Source organism: Chelativorans sp. (assembly GCF_031180965.1).
Classification (GTDB): domain Bacteria; phylum Pseudomonadota; class Alphaproteobacteria; order Rhizobiales; family Rhizobiaceae; genus Chelativorans.
In genome coordinates this window covers 265969-280448 of the sequence record NZ_JAPSLH010000002.1, presented here as the reverse complement: position 1 = coordinate 280448, position 14480 = coordinate 265969, and the positions used below count along the sequence as shown (strand labels likewise).

Below are 14480 nucleotides of genomic sequence, written 5' to 3'. Positions count from 1 at the left end.
CTCGACCGGCTGGTTGAAGAGGTCTGGGTTGGCGTTGATCACGTCATAGAAGCCGGCCTTGCGGCCGACGGCGTTCGGATCGCCGAGATCGCCGACCATGATCAGCGGCGTCAGCTTCTCGCCGGTCGCTTCCATCTTCTTCTTCGCCTCAGAGGCCATGTATTCGACGGCCTGGGCGGCGATCTTCTGATTGTCGGCGACGACGATGATGCCGCGGCTGAGATCCGAGGGCGGGCGGTTGAAGACGGCGATCGGGACGTCGCTCTCCTGCGCTTCCTTCACGATGGTAACGGCGCTCTCGCCATCCTGCGGGATGATGATGATGCCGTCCACCCCCTGCGCGATGCAGTCGCGCACCTGCTCGAGCTGCCGGTTGGCGTCCTCGTTCGCGTTGCGCTCAATGACGGTGTGTCCGCCTTCCTGGAGCGTGGTGACGATCGCCTGGTGGCCGGCGACCCAGAACTCGGTCTCGAGATCCTGGAAAGCGAAGCAGATGGTGGCGGCCTTGGCCGCTCCCGGGGCGAGCAGGGCAGCGCCGGCTATGGAGCCGGCGAGCAGCGCCGATTTCAGCATGTGCATGGTTACCTCCCTTGGCGGGGCCGTGAAGCTTCTCCCGGCCCTCTTGGCTGCACCGAACGATCATGCCTCCGGCGGACGGGTGCGCGCCCGCGGAGGAGTTTCCTATGCGGCGCCTCCCGCCAGCCGGACGACGGACCCCCTCTCGGCCGATTCGTAGGAAGCGAGTGCGACGGCCAGGGTCTTCAGATTGTCGCGGCCGGTGGGTGCCCCCTCCACTCCGTCGCGGACGACGGCAACCACATGTTCCTCGAAGGCGCGCACCGAATCCTGCACCACGTGCCAGGGCTTCTCGCCCCAGGAGGGGACCGGCGGCTCGACATCGATCTCCTCGGCCGCAGCGCCCCGGCGATGGATGCGCAGGCGATAGCCAGCCGAAAGCTCCAGCGTCCCGCGATCCCCCTCGATCCAGGCCAGGGTCTGAGGGAAGGGCTCCGGATCGATCACCGAATAGAAGGAGCAGTCGATCACCGAGACGGCGCCGCCCGCATGGCCGAGCATGGACACGAAGGCGTCCTCCCCCTTGACGATGGGGTTGAGGCGTTGGGTGCGGCAATGGACCGTCTCCACCTCGCCGAAGAGCCAGCGGGCGAGATCGTAGAGATGCAGGCCGACATCCATGATGGCGAAGCGGGCCACCTCGGCCAGATAGGGCTGGTTCTTGTAGTTGTCGTAGCCGTGGCGGAAGGAGAGCCGGGCATAGTGGATCTTGCCGATCGTCCCTTGCTGCAGGAGCCGCTGCAGCTCGATGAAAGGCTTCTGCCAGCGGAAGTTTTCGTGGACGAGAAGCGGCACGCCGGCCCTTTCCGCCGCGGCCACCATCGCCTGAGCGTCCTCCAGCGTCTCCGCGAAGGGTTTCTGGCAGACGATCGCCACCTTATGGCGCGCTGCGAGCTCGGCCAGCGGGCGGTGGGATTCCACCGTCGTGGCGATATCGACGAAATCCAGCCGTTCGGCGGCGAGCATCGCTTCCGCGTCCGTATAGACGCCGCCGATGCCGAAAGACTCCGCCATCGCCTTGGCTCGCCCTGCATCGCGGTCGCAGACGGCGACGATCTCCGCTCCTTCCACTTCGCGCCAGGCATTCATGTGATTGCGGGCGAAGAAACCGCAGCCGATCAGGCCGCCTCGCAAGGTTTTGCGCGTGCTGCTTTCGCCAGTCAGGCTCATGCAGGCCTCTCCCATTCGGCCCTCTTGGCCCCGCGCGTGGCAAGGGCCTCCTCCAGGAGCCGAGAACGTCACCTGATGTATTGAGTATACCAGTTCGCGCCGGCGTGCAACCGCCGCTGCGACCCGGCGCAGCTCCTCAAGCCGGGCGCCGCAGCAGCCTCAACCGGCCTTGCGCGGATTGGTGGTGTGATAGAGCCGGTTGGCGCGATTCAGGTGGTCGCTCATGTTCTTGGCCGCCAATGCCGGATCGCCCTGCTTGATCGCGGCAAAAATCGCCTCGTGCTCCTCGAGGGTGAGCTTTTCCAGCCCAGGCCTGCTCACAAGGTCGAGGTGGAAATGGGCGAGCCAGGTGAAGAGCGAGCCGCTGAGCGCCTCGAAGATCGGATTGCCGCTGATGCCGGCAACGGCGCGATGAAACTCGCCGTCCAATTCGAGAAACAGTTTCGGCTCCTTGCGGGCGGCGGCATGGCGATCGAGCAGGGAGCGCAGCGTGGCGATGTCCGCCTCGGTGCGCTTACTGGCCGCTATGCGCGCCATCTCCATCTCGAAGGTCGCGCGAGCCTCCTTGAGATAGTTGAGGCTGGTCTCGGAGCGCGTCAGAAGGTGGCGCATCGGCTCGGCCATCTGCTCCATCATATTGGCGATGGAAGGCTGCGCCACGCGGGGCCGGCCGCCATGGCGGATCTCGACCAGGCCCATGCGCTGCAGGTTCTGCATGGCTTCGCGGATGGCCGGGCGCCCGACCGAATAGGCGGCCATCAGCTCGCGCTCGGAGGGAAGCAGATCGCCGGCCTCAAGGTCGCCGCTGCGGATGATCTCGAGCAGGCGATCCTGCACCTCATCTGCCAGTTTGCGCCGCCTGATCGGAAGGACGTGCGTCATCTTTCTGCTCTGCTGCTCGGTGTGGCGGTCAACTTATATGCGCGGCCTATCCAAATTGACAGCCCAAGGCCGGCTGCTTATGGTAAAGAGGTATAATGAGTATATCTGATCTCGCGTACGGCGTCACGCGCCCTTCGGCGGGATCGGATCAGGGAGGAAGGTCAATGCTCGTATCAAGAATCCTGAAATCCGCGGCCGCTGCCGCGCTCGCCGCTGCAGCCGTAGTGGCGGCGGGAGCGGGCGGTCCCGCGCAGGCGCAGGACAAGCCGGTCATCGCGCTGTCGAACTCGTTCTACGGCAACACCTGGCGGCGGCAGATGGTCGATGCCTTCACGGAGGCCGCGGAGAAGGCCAAGGCGGAAGGGCTGATCGCGGACTACGTCGTCCTCAACGGTGACGGCAGCATTCCGCAGCAGCAGAGCCAGCTCGCAGACCTGATCCTGCGCGGCGTCGATGCCATCGCGATCAATGCCGCGTCCGAGACGGCGCTCAACGACACGGTCGAGCAGGCCTGCCAGGCCGGCATCAAGGTGCTCGCCTTCGATTCGCTCGTGACCGCCCCCTGCGCAACCACGCTCGGCTTCGACTTCACGGCCTACAAGACCGAGCAGGCGGAGAAGACGATCGAGCTCATCGGCGGCAAGGGCAATGTCATCGTGGTGCGCGGCGTGCGCGGCTCCGGCCCGGACAAGCAGATGTACGATGCGCAGATGGCGGTGTTGGCCAAGCATCCGGACGTGAAGGTCGTGGCTGAGGTCTACGGCGAAGCGACGGCACCGGTCGCACAGGCGGCCGTGGCCAACGTGCTGCCGAGCCTGCCCAAGGTGGACGCGGTGCTGGCGCAGGGCGGCAGCGACGATTTCGGCATAGCGCAGGCCTTCCTGCAATATGGCGGGGACTATGCGGAGGACCTTCCCGTCATTGAAGGCGGCGGCAGCTCCGATTTCATCCGCTTCTGGGCGGAGCAGGCGAAGGACGGCTACAAGACGACCTCGATGAACTCGACGCCAGGCATCGGCGGCGCGGCTTTCTGGCTGGCGCTCGCCATGACCGAGGGCAGGGAGGCGCCGAAATCCATCACCATGCCCGTGGCGGTGGTCTCGGCCGAGAATCTTGCCGAATATGCGGACATGCCGGCCGGGCGCATCGTCAGCCCCACCTATACAAGGGAATGGGTGGAGCAGAACCTGCTCGGCGGAAGCTGATCCATCGGCCGCGCCGTGCGCAAGACGCGCAGGGCGCGGCTTTGAGGCCGTCCATCCGCCATCTTCCGGGGAGGAGGAATGCGCGTTTCCCTTCGTTCCGACAGTGACGGGGCCGTCCTTGCCCGGCAGGCCGAGCCGATCGTCTCGCTTTCCGGCGTCACCGTCCGCTATGGCCCCACGGTTGCCGTCAGCGATCTTTCCCTTGCCATAGCGCCCGGCGAGATCCTGGGGCTCGTCGGAGCCAATGGCGCGGGCAAGAGCACGCTCATGCGTGTTCTGGGCGGCACGACCATCCCGGACCAGGGAACGCTCGCGATCGGAGGGGCGGCCGTCCACCTTGCCGCCTACGGACCCAAGGCGGCCCAGAGGCAGGGCATCCGCACCGTGCATCAGGAGCTCTCGCTCTGCTCCAATCTCACCATTGCCGAGAACTTCTTCATAGAGCAGCCGGAGGCGCACCCCCAGCCCGTTGGCTGGCGTCGCGCCTATGCCAAGGCGGCGCTGGCGAGCATCGGCGCCGTGTTCCCCGGCGCCAGGCCGGACATGACGGCGGAAATCGGCTCCCTGCCAATCGCGCAGCGGCAGATGGTGGAGATCGCCCGCGCCGTGGCAAGCCCGGGCCTGCAACTCCTCATCCTCGACGAGCCGACCTCCTCGCTGGACGCGGTGGCAAGCCGCCAACTGCGCGACCATGTGCGCGCGCTTGCCGCGCGCGGCGTGGCCGTGATCTTCATCAGCCACAAGCTCACCGAGATCGTGGATGTCGCGACGCGCGTCGTCGCCATGCGCAACGGCCGCAAGGTGGCGGACTGCGACGTGTCCGAGGTGAGCGTCGCCGGCCTCGTGGAGATCATGGGCGGGGCGCAGCTCGAAGCGGAATTGCGCCGGGCAAGGGAGCATGTGCGGGACTTGGGTCCTGTGCTCGCGACCGTCGCCGGCACGCGCGCTGAACCCCTTGCCACGCCGATCTCCTGCCGCGCCGGCGAGATCGTCGGCATCGCCGCTCTTGAAGGTGATGGCCAGCAGGCGCTCCTCAAGGACTTATTCCACGGGGGCCGCGGCGGCGCCTCCCGCTCCGCAGCAGTTGCCTATGTCTCGGGTGACCGGGTGCGGGAAGGCATTTTTCCCCTGTTCGACGTGCTGACCAACATCGCCGTGGGCCGGACGGCCAGGCGCCCCGCCTTTTCCGTGGTGTCGATGGAGAAGGAGCGGGAGCATGCGCTGCCGATCTCGCGCTCCGTGAAGCTCGATCCGGAACGGTTCTCCTCACCCATCACCGAGCTCAGCGGCGGCAACCAGCAGAAGGCGCTGGTCGCCCGCGCGCTCGCGACCGACGCCGACATCCTGATCCTCGACGATCCGACGCGCGGCGTGGACATCGGCACCAAAAGGCAATTCTACGAGGTGATCCGCGCCGCCGCGGAAGGCGGCAAGCTCGTCATCTGGTTCTCGACCGAGGATCGCGAGTTCGAGGAATGCGACCGCGTCCTGGTGATGTCGCAGGGCAGGATCGTGCGCGAGCTCGCACGCGAGGACATCAGCGAAGAGGCGATCCTCAATGCGGCTTTCTCCGCCCGGGCGGGAGCAACGGAAACGAAGGCCGAGCAGGGGCGCAGCGCGGGCGACTGGCTGCGGCTTGCGCTGCGCCACACGGCGCTGATCGGATTGGTGCTCGTCTTTGCCGTCATGGCCGCCCGCAACCCGATCGTCATCTCCGAATTCGGCCTGAAACTGCTTCTCGGGCCCGCGGTGGCGCTCGTCCTGATCGGCTTCGCGCAGATGTTCGTCGTCGGCGGCAGCCAGATCGATCTCGGGGCAGGGGCTTTCGTCGGCTTCATCAACGTGGTTGCCGTCACGCTTCTCGCCTCGACTCCGGCGCTGGGGGCAGCCGCCATTCTGGCCGGGCTCGGCGGCTACTTCCTCCTCGCGCTCATCATCAGGCTGTGCCATGTGCCGGCGATCGTCGCCACGCTCGGCGCTTCCTTCATCTGGTATGGCACGGGGTACATGATCCTGCCGGCGCCCGGAGGCGCAGCCCCGGACTGGCTGAGGGCCCTGACATCCTGGTCGATTCCGGGCATTCCGACGCCGCTCATCCTGATTGTTGCGGCGACGGCCGTCGCCATCGCGATCCACCGTTCAAGGCTGGGAACCGTGCTGCGCGGCTTCGGCAACAACGAAGCGGTCGTCGAGCGGTCCGGCTGGCCGGCGCTCCGCTACACCATTTATCGCTACCTCATCGCCGGCGGGTTCGCCGCCTCGGCGGGTCTCGCGATCGCCGCCTCCAGCGGGGCGGGGGACATCAATGCGGGCGGCACCTATACGCTGCTTTCCGTGGCCGCCGTCGTCCTGGGCGGCTGCCAGCTCATCGGCGGCGTCATCTTCCCGCTCGGCGTCGCGGCCGGCGCGGTGACGCTCTCGCTGATCGGCGCACTGCTCGGCAATCTGGGCGTCAGCACCGACTTCAACGCCTCCATACAGGGCCTCTTGATGATCGCCGTGCTCGGCCTGGGTGCGGCCTTCCTGAGGAGGGACGAACGATGAATTCCTTCCCTGCCATGTTGCGGCAGCAGCGGTGGATCTGGGCGGCGGCGGGCGTCCTGATCTTGTGGGCTGCCCTTTCGGTTGTGAGCGAGCGCGCAAGCCTTTCGAGCCTCACCGGGATCGCCCGCTCCGTCTCCTTCCTCACCCTCGTGGCGCTCGGCCAAATGTTCGTGGTGACGACTGGACGAGGCAATATCGACCTGTCGGTCGCGAGCGTTGTCACCCTTTCCGCCTTCATCACCGTCACCGTGTCAGGCGGCACGAATGCCGGCCTGCCGCTGGCGCTGGCGGCGGCCGTTGCCGCAGGCGCTGCTACCGGGCTCCTCAATGCCTTCCTCGTCCTGAAGCTCAGGATCGCGGCGATGATCGCCACGCTATCGACGGGGTATATCCTCGCGACCGCCACGCTGATGATCAACCGCCAGGTGCGCGGCTTCGACGTGGCGCCGGCGCTTCGCACGGTCGCCACGGAACGCGTTCTGGGCGTGCCCGTCATCGCCCTCATCGCGCTTGCCGCCGTCGCCGTCTCCGGCATCGTGCTTTCGCGCACCGCCTTTGGAATGCGGCTTGCGGCCGTAGGGCAGAACCTTGAAGCCGCCCGCCTCGCCGGCATCCGCACCGGCGCGACGATCACCGCCGCATTCATCACCAGCGGCGTGCTTGCGGCGGCATCCGGCGCGCTGCTCTCGGCCTATGTGGGAGGGGCCTTCCTCGATATGGGCACGCCCTTCCTCCTGCAGTCGATCGGCGCCGTGGTGCTCGGCGGCACCCTTATCTTCGGCGGCAGCTCGACCGCCGTGGGCACGCTTTTCGGGGCGATGTTCCTGATCCTGATCGTCACGACCATGCAAGTCGCGGGCCTGCCGACCGGAGCACAGGACGTGGTGCAGGGTACCATCATCATCGCCGTGCTGGCGATCGCCGGGCTATCCACCATGGCGCAGCGCCGCAGACGCCTTGCCGCCGAAAGCTGAAGCTCAGGCCCGCCCAAGGCCTTGCCGGACAAAGTCCAGCGAGCGCCGCACCGCGGCGATGACATCTTCCAGCGCCGGGTGCTCGGCTAGCCGCACCGGATCGCCGCGTCCGCGCCGCTCCAGCCGCAGCGGCAGCTCGATGCCGATGGGAAGCTCCGGCGCCTGCCGCGCCAGCTCATCGAGGATGGGGCTGTAGCCGATCACGCCCTCGCCGATGGGGCAGAAGCGCCAGTCGGCGCTGGGCTCGGCCACGTCCTTCAGGTGCACATGGGCGATCGCGGGAAGCGCGGCGAGGAGGTCCTGCAGAGGGTCCGCCGAGCCGCCGCTATAGGTATAGGTGTTGCACAGATCGGCATTGAGCCTGACGAAGGGGCTGCCGATCGCCTGGACAAGATCCTGCCCGGCCGTCGCGGATGGAATGAGATCGCCCGAGCCGTGGCCCGGATTCTCCAGCGCAAGGACGACGCCGGCGGCTTCGAGCACCGGGAGAGCCGATCTTATCATCGCGGCGATCTCGGCCCGCGCCGAGGCCGGCCCGGCATTGGTGACGAGGAATCGCGCGCCGAGATCGCCGGCAAATCCGATGCGCCGGGCGAGCATGGCCCGGCCGTCACCGTCGGCGAGATTCATATGCGCGGAGACGGCAAGCACGGTCAGCCCCGCCGCATCGGCGGCGGCGGCGAGCGCGGCGGCATTGTCAGGCGAGAAGGCAGTCTCGTCGAAGGGAAGATAGCCCTTGATATAGGCAGGCTCGACGTAGCGCGCCCCGGCCGAAGCGATCGCCTGAAAGGCGGTCTCCAACGCATAGCCGTCGAAGGCGGCGGTCGAGACGGAGATCGGGCGCACCAGGCGGCCCTCAGCTGCGGACGATCAGCTCCGCCGCTTCCTTCACCTTCTTCGGCGACAGCGCCTCGTGCCATTCGTCGCGCACCACCACTTTCTTGGCAAAGCGCATCAGGTTGAGCGCGGCGTCGGACGGCACCTTCGGCGAATAGCCGAACCACATGGCGATCTCGACATTGAGATGCCCGATCAGGAAATCCATGGCGGCCTGGCGCGGAATGCCGTAGTCGCGCTCGCAGCGCTCGACCGCCTCGACCATCGTGTCCACGAAGGGCATCGCGACCATTTCCGAAAGGCCAGGCTCGAGGATCGCAAGCTGCTCCAGCGTGACCCGGTGCGCCTGGATGATGGGCGACCACATGGCGCGGCAAATCTCCTCGCCAAGCGCGTAGTGCTCCTCCGGCCCCTGGATGAGCGCGCAGACGATCGACTGGCGGGCGATGCCGCCGTGATAGTCGCGCCGCGCCTCCCATTCCGTCTCGTCGTTGAAGAGGGGCGGGTGGCAGGGGTGGCCCACGAAATAGGTGAGATCCGGCCGGGTCTTGGGCAACTCGTCGGCATAGGGCGCGGCGGCGTCGAGCATCAGGAGCATCGTCCCGGCCGGCAGCCGGTCGACGATCTCGTGGGCGGCCCGGCCGATGAGCGTGTCCGGCAATGCCAGAACGATGACCTTGGCGCCGGAAATCCCGGCATCCCGCTCGACCGAGGCGATGCCTGCCTGCTTGAGGCGCTCGCGGCCCGCTTCGCCGATCTCGATGGCGCGCACGTCATATCCCGCATCGACGAGCTTCTTCGTGACACGAAAGCCCATCTTTCCGCCAGCACCGAGAATAGTGATCGACGTAGCCATTTGGTCCTCCCCGCTGCCGGCGCGGTTCATGCGCCGCGCAATATCGGCCGATGAAAATGGCTACAGTGCTATGCTCATCATGTCAACATACCAGTTCGAGTGAGGATCGGCTCAGGCGGGCCCAGACTCGTTGCCGCGGCGGATCCAGTCGAAGAAGTCGGGGCTGCCCATCTGGCCGCCCTTCAGCGCGATCTCCAGCCCGTCAAGGGCGGCCGCATCCGCATGGGCGCGGAAAAGCGAGGCGCCGGGGACGGTGGGGGCAAGCGCGGTGAGGGCATAGATGCCGAGCGCGCCCATCACCGCGCCCGACGTGTCGCCGCCGGCGACGATGGCGCGGCGGACGCCGGTCCGTTCGAGCAGCGCGGCGAGGATCTCGGCAAGCGCTTCGCCTATGCGCGCGCCGATCTGCGCGGAGGAAAGGTTTTCGGCTGCGGCAATGCGGGCAAGAGTGGCGACGCGCGGATCGGCTGGGCCACGCGCGGCATGGACGATCGTGCTGCGGCCGTCGCCGATCAGCCTGCTCGCGCGCTCGACCGCTTGGCGGACCGCATCGCGCGAGCCGCCCTGCACCACGGCCGCCACATCGAGCGGCACCTCCGCAAAGCCGCGCGCGACGGCTTCCCCGATCTGTGCCTCGGTTATCGGCGAGACGGAACCGGAAACGACGGCGACGGGCGATCTTTCCGGCACCCGCGGCACCAGGTCGATGGGGGCGATCGCTCCGATCTGCCGGAAATGGGCGACCAGCGCATATTGCACGCCCTGCGAACCGGCAACAAAGGGGGAGGCGCTGCGGTTCTCCCAGAGGAGCCGGCCGGCCTCGGCAAGCGAGGGCTCGTCCAGCGCGTCGAGCGCGACGATGCCGGCTCCCCCTTCCCGTTCGCGCCGCCAGGCGGCGTCGGCGCTCGCATTCTCACGCAGGTCGACAAGGTCCACCAGGCCGAGGGGGAGCGCCGTCTGGCGCGCCAGATGCAGCCGCACATCGGCCTCGTCCATGGGAGTCACGGGATGGCGGCGCATCACCGGATGCCGGTCCAGCCGGTGCACCGTCACCGGCGCCCCGGCAAAGAGATTGCCGAACACCTGGTACCGCCGCATGGGCGGCGCGGCGACGAGAAGGGGAACGGGGGCGTCCGCGACCACCCGCCGGCCGATCTCGATGGCACGGCCGATCGATCCGATGGCGGGCGAGGAATCGAGTGTCGAGCAGAGCTTGTAATGGAAGAGCTCCGGACCCAGCCCCTTCAGGAACCCGAAGGCTTCCGGCAGATGCTGTTCCATCCATTCCGGCGGGTGAGCGCGGGCCGTGCCGGCAAGGCCGATCCCCGCATGGCCGGCAAAGCGCGCGCGCTGTTCCTCGCTCGGCACGCGCAGGAAAAGCACGCTCGGAATGCCGGCAAAGCTCAACACCTCCATGGCGGCGGCGGAGCCGGTGAAATCGTCGCCGTACCAGGCGATGAGCGGCCGCTCCCGCGAGGCGAGGTCTGGGTCCGTGCTCTTCATCCGCCGTAGGATTGCAGCGCCGCGGCGAGCGCGGGATGGGTGCGCGCACATTCCTCCAGCGGCACGCCCGACATCGCAGCCTCCCAGGATCCACGCAGGCTCGCCACGCCCGCAGCCACTCCCTGCGGATGGGCGAGGATGCCGCCGCCCGCCGCATAGATGAGGTCGGCCGAGCCGAGGCGGCGATAGGTCTCCGGCGGCTGCAGCGCGGACTGGCCGGAGGAAAAGACGGGCATGGCGATGCAGGGCTTTTCGGCAAGAAGCGGCGTCAGGCATTCGCGCGCCGAGGCGATCACGCTGTCGTCGTCCTCGGAAAACTTGTTCTTCAGGCCGTTGACATGCAAGTGGTCGGCGCCGGCAAGCCGCCACAGCTTCTGCCAGGCGATATAGGACCAACCGAGCGCCGGGTGGCGGGAAAGATAGCCCCAGCCGTTGCGGTGGGCGTGAATGGGCAATTCGGAATGGCGGGCGAGCTCGATCATGCCGACCAGCCCGACGGAGTTCAGGCTGGCCATCACGCAGGTGCCGCCGAGATCGCGCACCAGGTCGTGGCGGCGGCGCATCTGGTCGAGGTCGCCGGTCAGGTTGAAGGCGAACATCACCTTCTTGCCCCTGCGCTGCGCCTCGTCATTGACCACGCGCATGACGGCGCGCGCCCGCGCCTCGAACGGGCAGGCCGGCCCGTCCGACTGCAGCTCGTCGTCCTTGATGAAGTCGATCCCGCCGCGCGCGAGCTCGCCGACGAGCGAAGCCGTTTCCTCGGCGCTCAAGCCGACGCTCGGCTTTACGATCGTGCCGATCAGCGGCCTCTCCCATACGTCCGAGAGGCGGCGGGTGCCTTCGACACCGAAGCGCGGCCCGGGATAGGCGGTGCCGAAAGCCTCCGGCAGCCGGATGTCGAGGATGCGCAGGCCCGAAAAGGCCTTCAGCTCGAAAAGATTGCCGGCCACCGTCGCGACCAGGTTCGGCAGCGAGGGGCCGAGATTTTCGAGCGGCCAGGATAGCGTGACGAGGGCGCGGCGGATGGCAGAGCCTTGCGGCCGGCTCGCGCCGGGGAGCGAAGGGGCCGCGCATTGCTCCAGAACTTCCAGCCGCTCCACCCGGGCGCCGGCGCGCTGCTTCAGATCTGCCGTCTCTCCCGGAACGGGAACGAAGGTGCCGGAGGACTGTTCGCCCGCCATGGTCTCGGCCGCGCGGCGCGGATCTTCGGCGGTCTCGATCAGATAGTCGGCTTCTATGCGTGCGCCCATGCCCCAATCCCAACGGCGGGTGTTGTGACCTCATTATACCAGTTTGCCGAGAGAGTAAATCATGCCGCTCGGCAGAGGCGGGGGCGGCGGAGGCGGGGTCTTGACCTTCCAGTTACTGGAAGGACTAGGTGATGGCCAGAAGGAGTAACAAGAGATGAATCACGACCATCACACCCATGATCACCACGGGCACTCGCATGCATCGCATGGGGCAGGGGCCATGACGCGCGACCCGGTCTGCGGCATGACGGTCGATCCTGCTGCCGGCAAGCCGTCCGCCGAGCACGGCGGGCGCATCTTCCACTTCTGCAGCCAGTCCTGCCTCGACAAGTTTACGGCGAAGCCGGAAGACTACCTGCAAGCCCCCGACCCGGTCTGCGGCATGAAGGTGGACCGCGCGGGCGCTCGGCATTTTGCCCGGCACGAGGGACGCGGCTTCTATTTCTGCTCGGCCGGTTGCAAGGGGAAGTTCGAGGCGGACCCGGAGAAATATTTGGGCGAGAAGCCCGTTTCCGAGCCTGTCCCCGCGGGCAGGCTCTATACCTGCCCGATGCACCCCGAAATCGTCCGCGACAAGCCGGGCTCCTGCCCGATCTGCGGCATGGCGCTCGAGCCCATGGGCGTGCCCACCGGCGAGGAGGGTCCCAATCCGGAGCTGATCGATTTCACCCGCCGTCTCTGGGTGAGCGGGGCACTTTCTATCCCGCTGCTGCTCATCACGATGGGCCCCATGCTCGGCCTGCCCTTCCGCGACTGGATCGGCGAGAGGCCGGCAGCATGGGCCGAGCTTCTCCTGGCAAGCCCGGTGGTCCTCTGGGCGGCCATCCCCTTCTTCGTGCGCGGCTATGAATCGGTCGTCAACCGCAGCCCGAATATGTGGACGCTGATCTCCATCGGCGTCGGCACCGCCTATGTCTACAGCGTCGTCGCGACGCTCTTTCCCGGCATCTTCCCGCACCAGTTCCGTGGCCATGGCGGCACGGTGCCGGTCTATTTCGAGGCCGCGGCGGTGATCGTCGCCTTGGTCTTCCTCGGCCAGGTGCTGGAGCTTCGGGCGCGCGAGCGGACAGGCTCCGCCATCCGGGCGCTGCTTGACCTTGCGCCCAAGACGGCGCGGCGGATCGGCGCGGACGGCTCGGAGACAGACGTGCCGCTGGAGGAGGTGCAGGCGGGAGACCGGCTGCGCGTGAGGCCGGGCGAGAGCGTGCCGGTCGACGGCACCGTCCTCGAGGGCCGCTCATCGGTGGACGAATCCATGATCACCGGCGAGCCGGTCCCGGTCGAGAAAACCGAAGGCGACCTGCTCACCGGCGGCACGCTCAACAAGAACGGCTCGCTCATCATGCGCGCGGAAAAGGTTGGCAAGGAGACGATGCTTTCGCAGATTGTCGAGATGGTCGCGAAGGCGCAGCGCTCGCGGGCGCCGATCCAGGGCCTTGCCGACAGGGTGTCCTATTACTTCGTACCGGCCGTGGTGCTCGTCGCGGTAGCTGCCTTCGCCGTCTGGGCTCTGTTCGGCCCGGCGCCCAGCATGGTCTTCGCCATCGTTTCGGCGGTCTCGGTGCTGATCATCGCCTGTCCCTGTGCCCTCGGGCTTGCCACTCCAATGTCCATCCTGACGGCGACCGGGCGCGGCGCGCAGGCGGGCGTGCTCATCAGGGACGCGGAGGCTCTGGAGCGCTTCGCGCGCGTGGGCACGCTGATCATCGATAAGACCGGCACGCTCACAGAGGGCAAGCCGCGCCTCACCGATGTGGTCCCGGCCGAAGGCGTGGACGCGTCCGAGCTTCTCGCCCTTGCGGCGGCCCTCGAGAAGGGGTCGGAGCATCCGCTTGCCGAGGCCATCGTTGAAGGCGCGCGGGAGAGGGGAGCGGCGCTGCCGGACTCCACGGATTTCGAGGCGGCGACCGGCAAGGGCGTCTCCGGCCGCGTGTCCGGGCGCGCTGTGGCGCTCGGCAACCGGGCGATGATGGAGGATCTCTCCGTCGATGTCGCGCCGCTTCAGGCGCGCGCGGACGAGCTGCGCGGCGAGGGCAAGACGGTGATGTTCGTCGCCGCCGATGGAAAGCTGGCCGGCATCGTCGCCGTCGCCGACCCGATCAAGGCGTCTACCGCCGAGGCGATCCGCGCCCTGCACGTCGCCGGGCTCAAGATCATCATGGCTACCGGCGACAATGAGCGCACCGCCAGAGCCGTCGCGGCGAAGCTCGGCATCGACGAGGTCCGCGCCGACATGATGCCCGAGAGCAAGAAGGCCCTTGTTGATGAACTTCAGGCCGCGGGCGTCAAGGTCGCCATGGCCGGCGACGGCGTGAACGATGCGCCGGCGCTCGCTGCCGCCGATGTGGGCATCGCCATGGGCACCGGCGCCGATGTGGCCATGGAGAGCGCGGGCATCACGCTCGTGAAGGGCGACCTCAACGGAATCGTGCGGGCGCGGACGCTGGCGCAGGCGACGATCCGCAACATCAAGCAGAACCTGTTCTTCGCCTTCGTCTACAATGCTCTCGGCGTGCCGGTTGCGGCAGGCATCCTCTACCCGGTGTTCGGCATGCTGCTCTCGCCCATGCTCGCCGCCGCCGCCATGAGCCTCTCCTCGGTGTCGGTCATCGCCAACGCCCTGCGGCTGAGGGGACTTGCGCTGCGATAGGAAAGCTGGCCCGGCCGCATGACGACGAAAAAG

Annotated in this window: 11 protein-coding genes; 4 read left to right on the top strand and 7 right to left on the bottom strand. The window is 67.6% G+C overall.

Features of this window, described 5'->3' with window-relative positions; genetic code table 11:
- From RIN79_RS02755 to nanR, 3 genes are all read right to left on the bottom strand, one after another.
- Nucleotides 1-579: sugar ABC transporter substrate-binding protein (locus RIN79_RS02755; protein WP_309083081.1), on the bottom strand; the 579-nt coding region annotated here is incomplete at its 3' end.
- A gap of 102 nt (nt 580-681) precedes the next feature.
- Entirely contained in the window at nt 682-1746 is a 1065-nt protein-coding gene (locus tag RIN79_RS02750; protein ID WP_309083080.1) for a Gfo/Idh/MocA family oxidoreductase, read from the bottom strand.
- Between the two features lie 159 nt (nt 1747-1905).
- Complete coding sequence (gene nanR, locus RIN79_RS02745) at nt 1906-2628, bottom strand: transcriptional regulator NanR (RefSeq protein ID WP_309083079.1); 723 nt, start codon at nt 2626-2628, stop codon at nt 1906-1908.
- Nucleotides 2629-2792: 164 nt separating this feature from the next.
- Between nanR and RIN79_RS02740 the strand changes: the two genes are divergently transcribed.
- From RIN79_RS02740 to RIN79_RS02730, 3 genes are all read left to right on the top strand, one after another.
- Nucleotides 2793-3833: an ABC transporter substrate-binding protein gene (locus RIN79_RS02740; protein ID WP_309083078.1), complete on the top strand. Its 1041-nt coding sequence runs from the start codon at nt 2793-2795 to the stop codon at nt 3831-3833.
- Between the two features lie 78 nt (nt 3834-3911).
- Nucleotides 3912-6377 (top strand): ATP-binding cassette domain-containing protein, encoded by a 2466-nt coding sequence (locus tag RIN79_RS02735; protein ID WP_309083077.1) that lies wholly within the window; start codon nt 3912-3914, stop codon nt 6375-6377.
- Entirely contained in the window at nt 6374-7351 is a 978-nt protein-coding gene (locus RIN79_RS02730) for an ABC transporter permease (RefSeq protein WP_309083076.1), read from the top strand. The genes RIN79_RS02735 and RIN79_RS02730 overlap by 4 nt, the downstream gene beginning before the upstream one ends.
- A 3-nt stretch (nt 7352-7354) precedes the next feature.
- Here the strand turns inward: RIN79_RS02730 and RIN79_RS02725 are convergent, their stop codons facing one another.
- From RIN79_RS02725 to RIN79_RS02710, 4 genes are all read right to left on the bottom strand, one after another.
- Entirely contained in the window at nt 7355-8197 is an 843-nt protein-coding gene (locus tag RIN79_RS02725; protein WP_309083075.1) for a sugar phosphate isomerase/epimerase family protein, read from the bottom strand.
- Between the two features lie 10 nt (nt 8198-8207).
- Nucleotides 8208-9044, bottom strand: coding sequence for a phosphogluconate dehydrogenase C-terminal domain-containing protein (locus RIN79_RS02720; protein WP_309083074.1), 837 nt, complete (start codon nt 9042-9044; stop codon nt 8208-8210).
- A gap of 111 nt (nt 9045-9155) precedes the next feature.
- The gene (locus RIN79_RS02715; protein ID WP_309083073.1) at nt 9156-10547 is read right to left on the bottom strand and encodes a four-carbon acid sugar kinase family protein; all 1392 of its coding nucleotides are present in this window, start codon (nt 10545-10547) and stop codon (nt 9156-9158) included.
- Nucleotides 10544-11797 carry a ribulose-bisphosphate carboxylase large subunit family protein gene (locus RIN79_RS02710; protein WP_309083072.1) on the bottom strand — a complete coding sequence of 418 codons (1254 nt, stop codon included), beginning with the start codon at nt 11795-11797 and terminating at the stop codon, nt 10544-10546. Before RIN79_RS02710 ends, RIN79_RS02715 begins: the two co-directional genes overlap by 4 nt.
- A gap of 154 nt (nt 11798-11951) precedes the next feature.
- Between RIN79_RS02710 and RIN79_RS02705 the strand changes: the two genes are divergently transcribed.
- Nucleotides 11952-14447: a heavy metal translocating P-type ATPase gene (locus RIN79_RS02705; RefSeq protein ID WP_309083071.1), complete on the top strand. Its 2496-nt coding sequence runs from the start codon at nt 11952-11954 to the stop codon at nt 14445-14447.
- Nucleotides 14448-14480 lie beyond the last annotated feature (33 nt).

What these genes read in the sequence shown, in the direction of transcription:
- RIN79_RS02750 (WP_309083080.1), bottom strand. Translation starts at nt 1,746, where the DNA reads ATGAGCCTGACTGGCGAAAGCAGCACGCGCAAAACCTTGCGAGGCGGC.
- nanR (WP_309083079.1), bottom strand. Translation starts at nt 2,628, where the DNA reads ATGACGCACGTCCTTCCGATCAGGCGGCGCAAACTGGCAGATGAGGTG.
- RIN79_RS02740 (WP_309083078.1), top strand. Translation starts at nt 2,793, where the DNA reads ATGCTCGTATCAAGAATCCTGAAATCCGCGGCCGCTGCCGCGCTCGCC.
- RIN79_RS02735 (WP_309083077.1), top strand. Translation starts at nt 3,912, where the DNA reads ATGCGCGTTTCCCTTCGTTCCGACAGTGACGGGGCCGTCCTTGCCCGG.
- RIN79_RS02730 (WP_309083076.1), top strand. Translation starts at nt 6,374, where the DNA reads ATGAATTCCTTCCCTGCCATGTTGCGGCAGCAGCGGTGGATCTGGGCG.
- RIN79_RS02720 (WP_309083074.1), bottom strand. Translation starts at nt 9,044, where the DNA reads ATGGCTACGTCGATCACTATTCTCGGTGCTGGCGGAAAGATGGGCTTT.
- RIN79_RS02715 (WP_309083073.1), bottom strand. Translation starts at nt 10,547, where the DNA reads ATGAAGAGCACGGACCCAGACCTCGCCTCGCGGGAGCGGCCGCTCATC.
- RIN79_RS02710 (WP_309083072.1), bottom strand. Translation starts at nt 11,797, where the DNA reads ATGGGCGCACGCATAGAAGCCGACTATCTGATCGAGACCGCCGAAGAT.
- RIN79_RS02705 (WP_309083071.1), top strand. Translation starts at nt 11,952, where the DNA reads ATGAATCACGACCATCACACCCATGATCACCACGGGCACTCGCATGCA.